The organism is Cohnella phaseoli, from assembly GCF_003386235.1.
Lineage (GTDB): Bacteria > Bacillota > Bacilli > Paenibacillales > Paenibacillaceae > Cohnella > Cohnella phaseoli.
On sequence record NZ_QRDZ01000036.1, the window covers coordinates 1 to 16,941 of the forward strand.

General features: G+C 47.4%; 9 protein-coding genes and 1 other RNA gene. 4 read left to right on the plus strand and 6 right to left on the minus strand.

The features are described 5' to 3' along the window. Window positions 1-895 precede the first annotated feature (895 nt). The 3 genes from DFP98_RS31725 to DFP98_RS31735 all read left to right on the plus strand — a co-directional run bounded on the left by DFP98_RS31725 (window position 896) and on the right by DFP98_RS31735 (window position 7,365). Window positions 896-6,427, plus strand: coding sequence for a DUF3320 domain-containing protein (locus tag DFP98_RS31725; protein WP_116064728.1), 5,532 nt, complete (start codon window positions 896-898; stop codon window positions 6,425-6,427). A gap of 32 nt (window positions 6,428-6,459) precedes the next feature. Beyond that, on the plus strand, window positions 6,460-6,720 hold the full coding sequence (locus DFP98_RS31730) for a hypothetical protein (RefSeq protein WP_116064656.1): 261 nt from the start codon (window positions 6,460-6,462) through the stop codon (window positions 6,718-6,720). A 384-nt stretch (window positions 6,721-7,104) separates the two neighbouring features. After that, window positions 7,105-7,365, plus strand: coding sequence for a hypothetical protein (locus tag DFP98_RS31735; RefSeq protein ID WP_116064657.1), 261 nt, complete (start codon window positions 7,105-7,107; stop codon window positions 7,363-7,365). A gap of 1,002 nt (window positions 7,366-8,367) precedes the next feature. Here the strand turns inward: DFP98_RS31735 and DFP98_RS31745 are convergent. From DFP98_RS31745 to DFP98_RS31765, 5 genes are all read right to left on the minus strand, one after another. Beyond that, window positions 8,368-8,721, minus strand: a complete 354-nt coding sequence (locus DFP98_RS31745; RefSeq protein ID WP_116064658.1) for an HAD family hydrolase — start codon at window positions 8,719-8,721, stop codon at window positions 8,368-8,370. A 700-nt stretch (window positions 8,722-9,421) separates the two neighbouring features. Further along, window positions 9,422-9,788, minus strand: a transfer-messenger RNA (tmRNA) gene (ssrA, locus tag DFP98_RS31750). A gap of 204 nt (window positions 9,789-9,992) precedes the next feature. Then, the gene (gene smpB, locus DFP98_RS31755) at window positions 9,993-10,469 is read right to left on the minus strand and encodes an SsrA-binding protein SmpB (protein ID WP_116064659.1); all 477 of its coding nucleotides are present in this window, start codon (window positions 10,467-10,469) and stop codon (window positions 9,993-9,995) included. A gap of 205 nt (window positions 10,470-10,674) precedes the next feature. After that, window positions 10,675-11,610, minus strand: a complete 936-nt coding sequence (gene pyrB, locus DFP98_RS31760; RefSeq protein ID WP_116064660.1) for an aspartate carbamoyltransferase — start codon at window positions 11,608-11,610, stop codon at window positions 10,675-10,677. A 143-nt stretch (window positions 11,611-11,753) separates the two neighbouring features. Next, window positions 11,754-12,614, minus strand: a complete 861-nt coding sequence (locus DFP98_RS31765) for a patatin-like phospholipase family protein (RefSeq protein WP_116064729.1) — start codon at window positions 12,612-12,614, stop codon at window positions 11,754-11,756. Window positions 12,615-12,765: 151 nt separating this feature from the next. Here DFP98_RS31765 and DFP98_RS31770 point away from each other — a divergent pair, with 151 nt between their 5' ends. Then, the gene (locus tag DFP98_RS31770) at window positions 12,766-13,857 is read left to right on the plus strand and encodes a M24 family metallopeptidase (RefSeq protein ID WP_116064661.1); all 1,092 of its coding nucleotides are present in this window, start codon (window positions 12,766-12,768) and stop codon (window positions 13,855-13,857) included. Window positions 13,858-13,936: 79 nt separating this feature from the next. On the opposite strand, the gene rnr is transcribed toward DFP98_RS31770, so the two are convergent. Next, window positions 13,937-16,933, minus strand: coding sequence for a ribonuclease R (gene rnr, locus DFP98_RS31775; protein ID WP_116064730.1), 2,997 nt, complete (start codon window positions 16,931-16,933; stop codon window positions 13,937-13,939). Window positions 16,934-16,941: the final 8 nt, after the last annotated feature.

Below are 16,941 nucleotides of genomic sequence, written 5' to 3' on the forward strand. Positions count from 1 at the left end.
TCGGCGGCTTTCCTGGGGCCTATCTCATCGCTCAATCTGACTGCTTCCTCTTTAAATGCCTTGTCGTATCTGTTCATTGTCACTCGTCCCCTCGTCTGCTTTCATTTTATTTCATACGAGGGTGTTTTTCGACTGCATTTTTATCGTAGCACTCCATCTACTCTCCCTGCCACACAAATCCGAATCTGAATACTCTTCTCCTCCTGAATGATGTGGAGCCCTCTCACGCTCCTTGTCTTCGCTGTTAACCCTGAAAGCAAAAAAGACCTGCATCGATACAAAATCGTGTAGACACAGGTCTATAAAAAGGAAATGGTTTATAGCATGATTGCGAAATACCAAAATGCAAACTGGACCCCCCGGGGCAGAAATTTACAGAGCAACCTTCTTACAATCAACCAAGTACCCCGGGAAATTTTTTCGTTTTATAAAATCTCTACAGGGATTTCATTAGGTATATCTAGAGAAGTGAATACAAAATAACCGTTTTCATCAAAACGAATAAAACGGACAAAATGATCTGCAACAAAATATTTTAAGCCGTCAGATTCTCAAGAAATCCTTTATCCTAGACAGTTTTCTAGCTTCCTAAGAACAGCATCATATAACTTCTGACTTTCAATGTATAGTATCAGAAATTTGATGGGTAACATGAAAGGTTATGATATTGAGCTTGGGAATCAGCACAACTAGTGGGAGAACGCAAGCCAAACGTAACCCCCGAAGAGGGTGTGGCCCTTGGACTCAATTAAAATCAACATTATAATATATATGTTGACAATTAACAGCATCCTGAGTCGAAAGAAGGAGTTTTTTTCTAACTGTTGAAATTATTTATAAGAAATTGTTTACTGCATATGTATGACTAAAGCCCTGGATGGTTGAGGTGTTAATTATGGCTGCGATTGATGTCCGTATAGATAAATGGAAAAAGCGACTCCTTGATTTGGGCAAGAAAAACAGACTCATTAATTATCGGGAAACCAAACGTTCCAACATAAAGATTGTAAGTCCTGAGCTTGCTGAATTGTTCAGGCTGCTAGTCGTGAATGAGACAGCCTTAGAATTCCCTTTCCCTTATGAAGAACTCGAAGATGAGGACGATGAAGCTACTGAGCCATTTACTTCACTTGGTGATATCCAAACTAACCAATCAATCAAAGAGCAACAGAAGACTTTAAGAAACCTTAGAAATAAAGCTAAGACAGCACTTGAAGAGCAGGGTGTCAATATCCTATATCTTACATTTGGTTTTCTCAAATGGAAGGAGAGCCTGGACTCTGACCAAACAATCACATCCCCTATCGTGCTTGTTCCAGTTACACTTACATTAGAGTCCATTACATCCCCTTTTGTCCTGCGTCTACATGAAGACGAGGTCGTTATCAACCCAACACTAAAATATAAGATGGAGCACGAATTTGGGGTAACTCTACTTGAATTTGATGCACATGAAGACAACATAACAGATTATCTCACAACCCTCAGCAAAACAGTTATTAAAAACAAATGGGAAGTTGCCCTTGAAACGGGACTAAGCCTACTCTCATTTCTGAAAATAAACATGTATGAAGACCTAGATAAAAATCAAGACAAAATTAAATCCCATCCCGTTCTTCTTGGGTTATCTGGAGACAGAACTCAAATAAAAACATTGCCAGCTGAATTCAATCACTATAATCATGACAAGAAGACACGGGCTATAGATACGTTTCAAGTTGTAGATGCTGATTCCAGCCAGCAAGATGCCATTCTTTATTCAAAGAAGGGTGTCAGTTTTGTGCTGCAAGGCCCCCCAGGCACCGGGAAAAGCCAGACCATAACAAACATAATCGCAGAGAGTCTTGCTGAAGGTAAGCGAGTCCTCTTTGTGTCTGAGAAAATGGCAGCACTTGAGGTAGTACATAAACGCCTGTCTCAAGCCGGCCTCTCAGATTTTTGTTTGACCCTACACAGCCATAAAGCCAATAAGAAAGAGGTTCTGAATGATCTCGGACGTACATTAGTTTTAAACAGATTTAAAGTTCATGAAGAGGCAATCTCACAGCTTGAATTACTTGAGAGACAAAGAGAAAAACTGAACCATTATGTCACGGAGCTCCATACGATCATACAGCCTCTTAATCAATCTCTATATATGGTTAATGGGAAATTGGCAAACTTGTATGAGACCCCCGACGTGATATTCACCATTAACAACGTTGCTGAAACAACACCGGAACAATTGAATCGATATAAATACCTCCTGAATGAGTTATCCAAGATCATTGGAAAAATGACCGCTGATTATGTTCTTAACCCATGGAGAAATTGCAACGTTCCTAATGTCTCTCACGAGTTAAGGCATGATATTGAAACAAATCTAAGGAAACTGTCCCCTGCCTTCGAAACACTTTTGAAGAATTTCAACAAAGCTAACATAACACTTGGTTTGAATAGGGGACCGAGCTTATCCGAAATAGGTGATCTCATTGAGATCCTCAATGTATCTGAGAAATCACCAGGTATTCCGATTCATTGGGTAACAACGGACAATATATCCTTGCTTATTCAGCAAGCAGAGAAATATCTTGGGATGAAACAGGAGTATGAGGAATATCGGGATCATCTGCAGAAGGTGTACCATAGCGATTACTTCACAATGCAAGCGGAAGCTAGAAAGTTACAACTCCAAACAAAAATCTCAGACATTAAGCAGCTATTAGACTCTGAAAGTTTTCCTACTGAAAATGATGTGATGAAGTTTGCAAGATCAATCATAAACGAATTATCCACGGTTTCCAAAAGATTAGAAGCCGTATCTGCCGCGGCAGAAGGTATTGTTGAAACACTCAAAATTCCATACAAATCATCTATTGTCGGCTTAGAAAGCCTTCACGTGCTAATGAGTCATATACTTCTTAATCCAAGGCCAACCGAAGCGTGGTTTGAGCCTGGCAAATACACTGCTATTAAGAAGATATCCTTAGAGGCTAAGATTACCTACGACCAAATCAATGAAATTACAGCTTCAATTAGCAACCTCTTTGATAAAGAAATCTTTGAGTTGGATTTCTCATCTATGCTTAAACGGTTCAAAGTGGAATATACCTCTTGGTTTAAACACCTTAAGAAGAGTTACAGATCAGACAAGAAACATCTCCTTGGCTTAATGAAGGGCAGTAATCAAAAGATCGATGATCAAACAATTATTACCATTTTAAATCAGTTAAAGGATCTCTCCGAAAAGCATGCATGGCTAAAAGTGAATGATCCCCTCTTAACTGAACTACTTGGAGTCCATTACGCGGGGAAATTAACAGACTGGGGACTGTTGGAACAATCACTTGAACATTTCTCAAGCATCATCAATTCGTTCTCGGGTGAACCAATTCCATCAAATGTTAAGGACTTCCTTATAAGCAGCAATTCTATCTATCAAAGCCTTAAAACTTACCATGAGAACCTAGGAATTATTAAGGACAATGATCTACCGCTTATACTTCAAAGAGTACTCTCAACAACTTCGGATTATACGGCAATGGATTCACAGGTACTCCTTGAAATGATTACTGAAGTAACTAATTCACTACAGGATCTAGATGGGCTATTTACAGAAGTGACTAGACTTAGCAGTAGAGAGCTTTCATTTGATGAAGTAATGGACGACCTCTCCAAGCTCGAAATCATTCAGATTACTGATCTTACGATCAATACGGAGAGTGAACGTCTTAAAGAGACTTATCAAAACTTCTTCAATGGTAGTATCCAGACGGACTGGAATTCAATCTTAGGTTCATTATCTTGGACAGGTGATTTTAAAAAGATACATGAAAAATATGCTTTGCCCATGGATTATATTGCTAGCATTTGTTCCGACACAACTTTTATCTCTGAGGTCTCTACATACAATAAGAGCCTAAAAGATAGCTTGTCCCAGATACAAAAGGAATGGCGTTGGTATGCAGACCTCTTCGACAATAAAGAAGAATTACACCGGACAGACTTAACAGAGATATCCTTAAAGATTGACAATTGCTTAAATAACATTTCCTCATTGGAAGAATGGATTGATTTCCGTAGTTGTCGGGATGAGTGTAATAAAGAAGGCCTAGTGGAGTATGTCCAGAAGATAGAAGAGCTTAAGATCGACAAAAATCAGATTGTAGGTACTTTCTTAAAGCGATTTTACCGACTTTGGGTAGACTCTGTGATCGTTAAGTTTCCTACGGTTAACTCATTCCGTAGTCGGAGTCACGATGAGATCATTCGTGAATTTAATCGCCTTGATCTGACTCAGCTTACTCTAGCCCGAACAAGGATTAAAGAACGGTTAGTCTCGAGGTTACCGGATCTGAACACAGCAACAATGGCCGTAGATGAGGTCGGGATATTAAAACGTGAATTAGGGAAGCAGCGTAAAATACTTCCTCTTCGCAAGCTATTCCGAGCGATTCCTAATCTGTTGCTAACATTAAAGCCTTGTCTTATGATGTCTCCTCTTTCTGTAAGCCTATTTCTTGACGCAGATAATTACAATTTTGATGTTGTAATTTTTGACGAAGCCTCACAGGTTTGTACAGAAGATGCAATCGGAGCAATTATGAGGGGGAGCCAGGTTATAATAGCCGGTGACAATAAACAGTTACCTCCAACAAGTTTCTTCGCCGCGAGTACATCAGATGGTGACTTTGATGCGGACGATTCTGATGATGAAGGTTTAGACGATACAGACGCCTTTGAGTCCATCCTTGATGAATCTTTAACTGTTCTTGCAGAGCGTACACTAAGATGGCATTACCGAAGCCGACATGAACATCTAATCGCATTCTCGAACGCAAAGATCTACAATCATGATCTAATCACATTTCCGTCTCACATTGATAAGATTCCTAATCACGGCGTCGAATACATTTATGTTGAAAACGGGGTTTATGATCGAGCAGGTAAAAGGTATAACTCCAGAGAGGCTGCACGTGTTGCAGAATTGGTTTATGAGCATTTCCGCAATTATCCTGACAGATCCTTAGGAGTTGTCACTTTCAGTGAAGCCCAACAGCAAGCCGTTGACGCTGCAATTCGTCAATTACGTTTACAAAACCAAGAGTACGAGAAATTCTTTAATGAGGATAAAGAAGAAGCATTCTTTATCAAGAACCTGGAGAATGTGCAAGGTGATGAACGTGATACGATTATCTTCAGCATTGGATACGCTAAAGATCCAAACGGCATAATGTACATGAACTTCGGGCCTTTAAGCAGATCGGGCGGATTTCGCCGGTTAAACGTTGCCATAACCCGAGCCAAGTATAACGTGAAATTAGTAGGATCAATTCGGCCAACCGACATAAAGCTGGAGAGTACAAACGCCGAGGGTGTCAAAATGCTACGTTCCTACATTGAGTTTGCTATCAATGGTCCTGACGCAATTCTTAACGAATTGACGTTCACCGATACAGTAAATGTAGATTCCCCATTTGAAGAATCTGTTTACGACTTTTTAGTAAAGAATGGATTCTCTATAGCTACCCAAGTGGGTTGCTCCGGATATCGAATTGATCTTGCCGTTAAACACCCTACGTTAAGCGGTAGGTTCGTTCTAGGGATAGAATGTGATGGAGCTACTTATCATTCAGCTCGAACAGCTAGAGAACGTGATAGGCTGCGTCAAACTGTCTTAGAAGATATAGGCTGGAGGATCTATCGCATATGGTCTACCGACTGGATTAAAGATCCTTTAGCAGAGGGCCGGAAGCTACTCGAAGCTGTCCATAAAGCTTTAAATGAATATTCAGAAGAAAGCAGCATAAATTCTGGAGCAATGTCTAGATTTCAAGACGAACTCTTACAAGAATCGATAAACATTGAGGTCATTGAGAGTCCCGTATCGAATGATGATCATTCTTACGGCAACCCATATTCGTTCGATTATTACGAAGAGGCCAATGTGCATGAAGTTAAACGCCCTTCCGATGACACGACGTACTTGAAGAACGTAATCGAACATGTTGTCCAGAAGGAATACCCTATCCATTTTGAATTACTGTGCAAAAGAGTAGCTAGGTTGTTTGGTAATCAGAAGGTGACTGTCAAAGTCCGGGATTCAGTCAACTATGTGATCGATAGGTACCTTGCGGATAAATTAGAAAAAAGGGATGATTTCCTCTGGATCAAGAGGGCCGATAAGATTAAAGCACGGGTCCCTCTTTCTAATGACATTGGGATTAGAGCAATAAATCATATTTCGAAAGAAGAAATCACTGAAGCAATGTTCCAGATAGTTAGCAAGAGTATTGGAATAACTACCACCGACCTTTACTTGGTTACTGCACGTGCGTTTGGATTCAGTAGAACTGGCGGCAACATCAATCATGCAATGCAACAAGCATGTGAGTATTTGATTGAATCAGGAGTTGTAAAGAATCAGAATGGGAAGATCGTTCTTTAAGTCTAGTTCCACAGAATGAAGGAGGGCTTATTTTGGATCAATTAATCGAAGTACTTCAAGAAATTAGGGACGGTATATATACTATGAACTCCAACATTGAAGATTTAAAATCTTCTGTTGAAGAACTAAAGGGACAAGGGCTTTATAATTCAATCTCAGATGTATGTGACAAGTTGGAGTCCTTAACAAGCGATATCAAAGGAAACGGATTGTATGATAGTCTCAGTGATGTCTGTGATAAGTTAGACCAAATCTCAACAGTACTGGATTCAATAGATACTAACACTATGTAAACACGAAGGCCCGCCAAAAGCGGGCTTTTATTTATTTCTTCCCTGTATTCATTGCGGTCAGTTTCTACTGTCATTGCACTGCAACAGGGAAACTCACTGTATACATAACCAGAATGCCCCCACAAGCCAGGTTCAGCAAAATTTTCTGGCCCCAATGTACCCTACAACAAACCCATAAAACACAGAAAAACCACCTCACGAGGTGGTCTCACTGATGGTATTGGTGGAGGAGAGGGGAGTCGAACCCCTGTCCGAAGACAACGCCACATGTGCTTCTACAGGTGTAGTGACAGATTTGATGTCATCCTAGAGACTCCCCGTCTCCATTGAAGGTAACGCCGAGCTGATATATACTAAAATCAAAGCAATGAACGGAGGTTCATCATGAAGTGGAACGAAGTGCAAAATCTTTACCCTAACGAATGGGTAGTCATTGAAGCTATTCAAGCACACTCAGATGACGGGCTCCGTCTCGTAGACGAAATGGCAATTGTACAAAAGTTCGACGACTCTTTTGAAGCAATGAAGCAATGTAATGAATTGCAGAGAACTCGTCCAGCCAATGAATTTTACTTCTTTCATACTTCTAGACCAAGGGTAGAAATTCGTGAACGGAGATGGATTGGAATTAGAGGTAGAGGATGAACATTGAACTTATTGACGGGTTACCTTTCATATCTGTTTCATTTCATTCCGATTGAAGTTGGAGAAATGAATTATGGGTTTGAAATCAACGGCATCTTAGGTTTTGATTTTATGCAATTAGCGGGTATCATTATTGATACTGAGATACTAAAGATTCATAAAAAGTAAATAGTGTGTATACGCTTAACTCCGACCATACCTCCAGCGAATATCACTTTCAGCAATCCAGTGCCCTCCCTGCTCCACCCTCGATGTTACTCGATCAATGTGCATTTGAACATCTTGTAAACCAATGTAATACAATACGACTCGATATCCTTGTTCATTTGCCATTTTCATATGTCGCAATGCAAAGCTTCCAGATAAAGTCGTTTCTATAGCAAAATTGTCCCTTTGGCTTATCAACTGTCGAATCAGCTTTACCGCTTCTCTTCCAATTTTTTCATCTCCAGTTGGAATGTATTACTTCCCTGTACGGACTCGCCCTTTTCCACTTAGTGCGATCGAACCCCAATCAGGCTCCCCAATCGAATCCGACCATTTCATGTCGGAGTTCTCGTGTCGCAATTTTTGGGAGGCTCGGGGGTATCTGACTTCATTGATTGAACTTGCTGCCGCGGCTAATTCGACGAGGACAACCTCAGCGGTAGAATCAGATGCCGTGCTCGGTTTGCTCCGCAAACCTGTGCGCGGAACGCCCCCAAGTGTCCTCCTTCGGATTCAGGGTAATCGACTAACCCTCACTCCACGCAAAAAAGCCAGCCTCATGCGGCTGGCTTTGATGATGGTGGAGCGTCCTTACCTAAAAACGAACCCACGAACTCCCCGTTATTGACTTCAATTTCTTCGATCAAACTACGCAGTCTGTAGCGTCCTACACTGATCGGCTACTTGATTCTCGATGACCATCCTTTTGAACAGCTTTCTTGGAACAGAGCTTCTTGTAGTAATTATGAACCTTACCCGTTTTATTGAATAAACAAACCGGAGGAGCATCTTGTGCTATTCATAGTGATCCCCTACGTGTGACAACAAAATCGCGCGTAACTCCTCTATTTCGGTAATCACTGCTAGAGGGCGGGGCTCTTGAGGTACTTGATAATTCTTCTTATTTAACCATATAGCTTTCAACCCTTCTTGTATTGGAGCCGCAACATCATTTGTCCAAGAGTCGCCCACGACAAGTACCTGTTCTGGTGGTAAAGAAGTCATACTTAGAACATAATGATAAATTTCTGGGCTTGGTTTTTCATAACCGATAACTTCGGATATGAACACATACTCTTTTGGAATGATACCATCTAATCCGATTGCCTCCAATTTATCATCCTGCCACCCTTTGCTTCCATTCGTTATTACTCTAACGAGTTGAAGTTACCGATGGATACTGTAGCTCAACTTTTCTGCCCGTCCCTCATCGCCGTATAAGGAAAATCTTCCGTCTCTTTATTCTTCATTTTGCTCTCCCCACCCGTGGTACGATTTGAGCTAAATTGCCCGATATTTTATAAAAAAATTCATGTAACCATTTCATTTAATGAATAGTACTTCACCATTTCCATTACTACATCTCCTGGAAGTTTCAACTTAAATATATGTATGATTAAATTATTCAATTACCCCAACAATCCTACTATACCATAAAATGGGTATTTTAAACTTCGGCTGATAAGGTAACATGAAATATGACTACTCGGTCTGTGAAACGTCCTCCTTAATGGATCTACGGCTACAATTTCAAGACATAGAAAAACCTGCCCTCATGAGGACTGGGACGATTCCCCTCCTAGCTCCCCAATCGAATCCGACCATTTCATGTCGGAGTTCTCGTGTCGCAATTTATGGGAGGCTCGGGGGTATCTGACTTCATTGATTGAACTTGCTGCCGAGGCAAATTCGACGAGGACAACCTCAGCGGTAGAATCAGATGCCGTGCTCGGTTTGCTCCGCAAACCTGCGCGCGGAACGCCCCCAACTGTCCTCCTTCGGATTCAGGGTAATCGACTAACCCTCGCTCCACGCAAAAAAGCCAGCCTCATGCGGCTGGCTTTGATGATGGTGGAGGCGAGGGGAGTCGAACCCCTGTCCGAAGACAACGCCACATGTGCTTCTACGGGTGTAGTGACAGATTTGATGTCACCCTAGAGACTCCCTGTCACCGGATTCTCTTCGGGTCAGCCTGATTGTCTTCTTCAGCCAGCCCCAGGCGGAGACTAGACAGCGTATCCCACTAAAGTTGAGCCCTTAGCCCGCCACATGGGCGATGGAGAGTAAGAGCCTGGTGACCGTTATTAGGCGGCCAGAGCCAGAGTTGGTTGTTTAGCTTTGCCGTTTAAATTGGCTTCCGCGTTAGTGAAGCAGACGCAGCCCTACTACCCGCTACCCACGCTCGTCCTGTCCCCGTCGAATCCATAAACGCCCCCGAATTTGGGTTGCCGGACGATAGTAACGCCGGAACTCCACAAGGTCACCCGCGACGGATGATTAGAATCAAGCTGTGTTGCAAAATCTATTATAACACGAGCGGCTTGCCTTTACCGAAAATGTTGATGCCAGCAATACCACTTTATATCCGTAAAACCAATCCCCCGATAATAACCCGGGATTGCCAATATTCACAACCCGATTTAAACCTTCTGCTTCTCCCGAAGAATCCGCTGAATGTCGCGCTGGGCATCCCGCTTGGCATCGGACTCGCGCTTGTCGTACAGCTTTTTCCCTTTGCCGAAACCGATTAGGCATTTGGCATAACCATTGCGCACGTACACTTTAAGCGGAACCAGCGTGTAGCCATCTCTTTTCGTCAGTCCAAGCAGCTTATGAATCTGCTCTTTATGAAGCAGAAGCTTGCGCGCTCTTGTCGGATCGGACGGATTGTGCCGATTGCCTTGTTCAAACGGGCTGATATGCATGTTGTGCAGGAAAATCTCCCCATTGCGGATCGTCGCGAACGAATCGTTCAGGTTCGCTCGGCCAGTTCGCAAGGATTTGATTTCAGTTCCTGTCAGCACCATGCCGGCTTCGTAGGTATCCTCGATGAAGTAATCATGGGAGGCCTTCTTATTTTGCGCCAATGGCTTGTCATACTGGCTTTTCTTGCCCACTTTCCTTCACCTGCTCTCTTAGAATTGCCGGATTTCCATTATACCATGCAGCATACCGCACCTTCAACCGACCGCTTCAGTTAGATCATGTACCTAACTACCTAACTGCATTCATAATCACATAAGTATATACGTATGTTCGAATTTCAGAAGCATAACACATAAGAAAGGGACGGCGCAAGAAGCGCCTCCCTCCCACAACACCTTAACCTTGCCGGGATTCCGTAATACACTTGTCCACGAGCGCCATCCGGATATACAAGCCGTTGACGGCTTGACGGAAGTACGCGGCACGAGGATCGTCGTCGACTTCCTCGGCGATTTCGCCTGCGCGAGGCAGGGGGTGCAGCACGATCGCATGCTTGCTCATCCGCGACATTAGCTCTGCATCCACGATAAATTGACCGGAGGCTTTCTCGTACTCCTCGACGGAAGGGAAACGCTCCTTCTGAATACGAGTCTGATACAGCACGTCGATCGATCCGGCCACCGAGTTCAGATCGTTCGTTTCTTCGTACCGCACGCCCTTCTCTTCCATATATCTCTTGACGTTGTCCGGAATCCGCACATTGTCCGGAGAAATATAGTACACCATGACGTCCTCATAGTTGGCCAGCATGTAGCTAAGCGAGTGGACCGTTCGTCCGTATGCAAGGTCGCCGACCATCGCGATTTTGAGGCCGTCGATCTTGCCGAATTCCTTGCGAATCGTATAGGTGTCAAGCAACGCCTGCGTCGGGTGCTCTCCCGCTCCGTCTCCGGCATTGATGACCGGAATCGAGGCAACCTTCGCAGCACGCTTAGCGGCGCCGATCTCCGTATGACGCATAACGATGACATCGCTGTAGCCGCTGAGAATGCGGATCGTGTCTTCCAGCGTCTCTCCCTTGATTGCGGAGGAGAACTGAGAAGCATTTTCCGTCCCGATTACTCCTCCGCCCATCCGATGCATCGCCGCTTCGAACGACAGCCGGGTTCTCGTACTCGCTTCGAAGAACAACGTCGTCATAATCCGTCCTTCGTGACGTCGATCCCCGCCGCGCGCAACGACCTTTTCCATGTCCAATGCCGCGTCAAACAGCTGCTCCAACTCGTTCCTCTCGAATTGCTTTGCACCAAGCACATGATATAACTGTTTCATCTAATGTCATCCTCCCGAGCCTGTCCAGTGCACACCAAATATTATCCTATAGGATACGGACTCGGTTGTAAATCGGGAATCAGGAGCAATTTGTCGAAGGGAGCTTCCAAAATCCGACTCTTCCCGCAAAGGGGCGCACCGCTCTAGACTTCCCCAGACATCCATTCTTGCAACGAAGGCATTAGCTCTCTCGCATCCTTCATTCCCTGCTCGTACAAGGCCAGCAGCTTCGCCGGATCCCGCTCCATCCGTCCGACCTCGAGAGGAACAGTAGGCCGAATCACAAACGCTTTCCTCTCTTGCGCGCGTCTGTCGATATAGCTCAGCGTCTCGTTATAGATTTCGTGTCTCCGAAGCAACGTCTTCACGAATTCGGGGTATTTGCCATAAGCGGTTCGTACTAGCCACGGAAAACGATTCGGAGACTTCCGGTAGCTCTCATTCCTCGTCAAAATAAGAATATTGCGATCGCAGCCATCCCGTTCCGCTTGGCGCAAAGGAATCGGATCCGAGATGCCTCCATCCATCATCGGACGTCCGTCATATTCGACGCTCGGAGCGATAAACGGCAATGAACTCGACGCGCGCAGCGCCCTCAACACCTCAAAGCCGGGGGCGTTCTTATAGCCGTACACGGTTTCTCCGGTCTCGCAATCCGTCATTCCGACCGCAAGCTCCTCCGAGCTCGCAGAGAATGCTGCGAAATCAAACGGAACAAGAGAATTCGGAATTTCATCGAATATAAAATCCATGCCGAACAGCTGCCGATTTCTCAGCCAGTTTCTCCAGGATAAATATCGCGGGTCCGCCACCCAGTCGATATTGACCACTTTATTCCGCCCTCGTTGCCTGGATAAATAGCTTGCCGCAGTGCAAGCGCCGGCAGACACTCCAATCGTATAGGGCAAATAAAACCCCTGCTCCGCAAAATATTCCAGCACTCCGGCCGTGTATGCCGTGCGCATTCCTCCACCCTCGAGCACCAATCCGATCTTTTCCAAAATGACAGCACCTCCCTGCGTCCCCTCACCATTTCTTTCCACACTAGCATCTATGCTGTGCACATGCAAACAGACGACTCAGCGCCGATCGACCGCTGGAACCCTCCGTTCCAATCCGCTACAATTAGGAGATACGAAAGGCGGTTGAGTACAGATGACGGAACGAATTAAACGACTGCAACAATATATGGAACGGCAACAGCTGGATGCAATGCTGATCACCTCTCCGAAACACGTGTATTACTTAACCGGCTTTGCGACCAATCCTCACGAGCGGCTGCTCGCTCTCCTTCTCCCTAAAGGAGAACAGGCTCGGCTTCTTGTACCTGCTCTTGATTACGAAGCGGCCCAAACGGCCTCATCCGTCGCAAGCATCCACACTCATCAGGATACGGACAACGCATACGAAATTCTCGGACAGATGCTTCCTCCCGCTCTAACGACACTTGGGGTAGAAAAGGACGATCTCAACGTCAATCGATTCGAAGCCATCCAGGCCGTTGCTTCCGCAGCACGATTCGTCGACATCGGTCTGCCATTGCGGGAGATGCGAGCGGCGAAAACGTCGGCAGAAGTTGCGAGCATGAAGCAGGCGGTGCGTCTTGTAGAGGAAGTGTTGCGAGCCGGCGTCGCTTTGGTTAAGCCCGGCGTGACGGAGATCGAGCTTGTCGCCGAGCTGGAGTACCAGATGAAGAAGCTTGGAGCGGAAGGCCCCTCCTTCGATACGATGGTGCTAACCGGGCCGAAAACGGCACTCCCTCACGGCTCGCCCGATCGACGGACGGTTTCCGAGGGTGAAATGATTATGTTCGATCTTGGCGTATATGCCGAAGGCTATGCCTCTGACATTACTCGTACGTTTGCGGTAGGGGAAGTATCTGAGGAACTGAAGCGAATATACGATGCTGTGCTTCAAGGCAACCTGCGTGCAATTGAGGCGATACGCCCTGGCGTATCGCTCGGTAGTCTCGACCGTATCGCTCGGGAAACGATCGCCTCGGCTGGCTACGGCCCTTATTTCAATCACCGACTCGGCCACGGTCTCGGCATGGACGTTCATGAGTATCCTTCGGTTCACGGAATGAACGAAGACCTTACGATTGAAGGTATGACGTTTACCGTCGAACCGGGCGTCTACGTTCCAGGGGTAGGCGGCGTGCGCATTGAGGACGATGTTCTCGTCACCGCTAGCGGCGTCGAGGTTCTGACTTCGTTCCCCAAGGCGTTCACGACAATCGGGGGCTGACAAGAAAAAACCTTTCGGATAGAGCAAGCGGTTAGGGGCATTACAGCCCCATCCCGTCGTTCAACCGAAAGGTTTTTTTCTATTCCTTCTTTTTCTTCCGCTTCCGAGGCTTCTCGCTTCCGCCCGGCTGCTGCGGAACCGCAGCGACGGGTTTGACCAGCGGCTTGGATGGTTTGGATGGCTTGCCCGTTCCGCGGGCGCCTCCGTCTCCGCGGCCCTTGCGTTTGCCGTAGGATTTACCGCCGTCAGCCTCATCGTCGATCGTCTTGTAGTTGCCCGAACGAGGCAGCCCCCACATGTCGAGCCCAGGACCGCGTCTCTTGCCTCCTGCGGCTTTGCCGGTCTCACGATCCGCTCTGACCGCATTTTGGGCGTCACGACCGCCGCGGCTTCCGCTTGAGTCGCCGTTCTCGCGAACTCCGCTATCGCTTGCGTCATTCCGAATAACAGGCTTCGCAGCCTCATCCGACACAGTTGCTTTCACCGACTCGGCTCCACCGCCGCGCGGCTTCTTCTTCCGCTTCCCGCCGCCGGAGACGACGCTGTTGTAGAAGCCGCCGTCCAGCTCATCCGGCACCGACTGGCCGCGACCTGTACCCGCGCCGGAGCCACTGCCCTTGCCGCCATAGCGTTCCTCACGCCCGCCTTCTCCCGGGTTATGTCCATCGCCCTTGGCGCCGCGTCCGCCAGCGACTTGGCCGCGTCCTTCGCCGTTGCTACCGCGTTCGCCACCGCCTTGGCTGCGTCCGTCGCCTTTGCCGCCGCTTCCGCCGTCATGGCGTCCGCCCTTGCCTCTGCGCCCGCCGCGCTCGTCCGAGCCGCCGCCGATGCCGACCCAACGGCCAGCTGCGTTCAGCTTTTTGCGCTTGCGATCGGCATTGCGACCGGAACCGGCAGCTCCTCTTGCATCCACGTAGCTGATGCGTTCCGAGCTCCGCGGCCTCATGTTAAGCAGCTCGAAATCGATCGTATGCTCGTTCATGTTGACCCGAGATACGCGAATTTCCACCTCGTCGCCGATCCGGTAGATCTTGGACGTCCGCTCCCCGATCAACGCCATATGAAGCTCGTGGAAATGGTAATAATCATCCGTCATATCGCTAAGACGAATAAGTCCTTCGACCGTATTTTCCAATTCGACGAACATGCCGAAGCTCGTCACGCCGCTGATAATTCCGGAGAACTCCTCGCCGATCTTGTCCAGCATATACTCGGCCTTCTTCAGCTTCTCCGTGTCCCGCTCGGCATCCACAGCCGTGCGCTCTCGCTCGGACGACTGCGTCGCAATGTCCGGCATACGCGCGTTCAACGCTTCGAAGCGCGACTCCGGGAGCGCCCCTCCGTTTTCCAAAACCTCGCGCATGACGCGGTGAACGATGAGGTCGGGATAACGACGAATCGGCGAGGTGAAGTGCGTATAGTAGTCCGCAGCCAGCCCGAAATGCCCCAGGCTCTCCGCATCGTACTTCGCCTGCTTCATCGATCTCAGCAGCATTGTGCTGAGCACCGTCTCTTCCTTGGCGCCGCGAATTTCCTCCAGCAGCGTCTGCAGCGCTCTCGGGTGCACGGTGTTGCCTTTGCCCCGAACCGCATAGCCGAAATTGCTCGCAAACTGCATAAAAGTCAACAACTTCTCGTTGGTCGGCTCCTCGTGAATCCGGTACACGAACGGCACCTTTAACCAGTGAAAATGCTCCGCCACCGTCTCGTTCGCAGCCAGCATGAACTCCTCGATAATCTGCTCTGCGATCGACCGCTCCCGCTTGACGATATTGACCGGCTTGCCCTGTTCGTCCACGATCACCTTCGATTCCTGAAAATCGAAATCGATCGCGCCCCGACGCATTCGCATCGAACGCAGTCCCAAAGCCATCTCCTTCATCAGCTTAAACGTATCCACAAGCTCCGAGTAACGCTCGGCCACTTCCGGGTCTTCTTCGTTCACAATTTTCCGCACGTTCGTATAGGTCATTCTCTCGGTCGTTCGAATAACGCTCGTAAATAGATCGTAGCGAACCCGCTTCATCGTGTCCGGTTCGAATTCCATCTCGCACGACATCGTCAGCCGATCCACCTTCGGATTCAGCGAGCAAATTCCGTTCGACAAGCGATGCGGCAGCATCGGAATGACGCGATCGACGAGATAGACGCTGCAGCCGCGATTGTAGGCTTCCTCGTCCAGCTTCGACTTCTCGCGCACATAGTAGCTGACGTCAGCGATATGCACGCCAAGCAGCAGATTGCCGTTCGGCAGCCGCTCCACGTTCACCGCGTCATCCAGATCCTTCGCGTCCTCGCCATCAATTGTCACAATAACCTTATTCCGCAAATCCCGACGGCCCTGCTGCACGATCTCCTCTTCGGAGATTGCATCCGGCGCCGCTTCCGCCTCGGCCAGCACGTCGTCCGGAAAGCCCTCCGGCAAGCCATGCTTACGGATAATACTCAGAATATCGACGCCCGGATCGTCCTTGTGACCGAGAATCTCGATAATCTCGCCTTCAGCGGCCGTACGACCTTCCGGATATGTAATGATGTTCGCGACGACCTTCTGTCCGGTTACCGCTCCCTTAAAATTTTCCGCCCGGATAAAAATATCCTTCGTAATCCGTTTGTCGTCCGGCTCCACGAAACCAAAGCTCTCGTGATTGTGGAACAAGCCGACGACCTGCGTCACCGCCCGCTTGACGATGCGGACGATCTCTCCCTCGAATCGACCGTTCTCGTTCTTCGCGGACACCCGCGCCAGCACGATATCCCCGTTCATCGTCCCCTTCATGTCGTTGGCATGAATGTACAAGTCGGGATGCTCCCTATCCTCCGGAATCAGGAACGCAAAGCCTTTGGGATTACTCTGTATGCGTCCGCGCAGCAAATTCATCCGTTCCGGAACTCCGTAACGGTTGGAGCGCGTCAGCAGCACCTTGCCCTCCTGCTCCAGCTCGGTCAACAAGCGCAAAAATTGTTTGAATTCCACCGCGTCCTCAATGCCGAAATGTTTCTCAAGCTCTTTGTACGTCAATGGTTTATAAGCGGTTTCCCGCATGAAATCGAGCAACTCCTGCTCCGTGCACAGCGGCATCC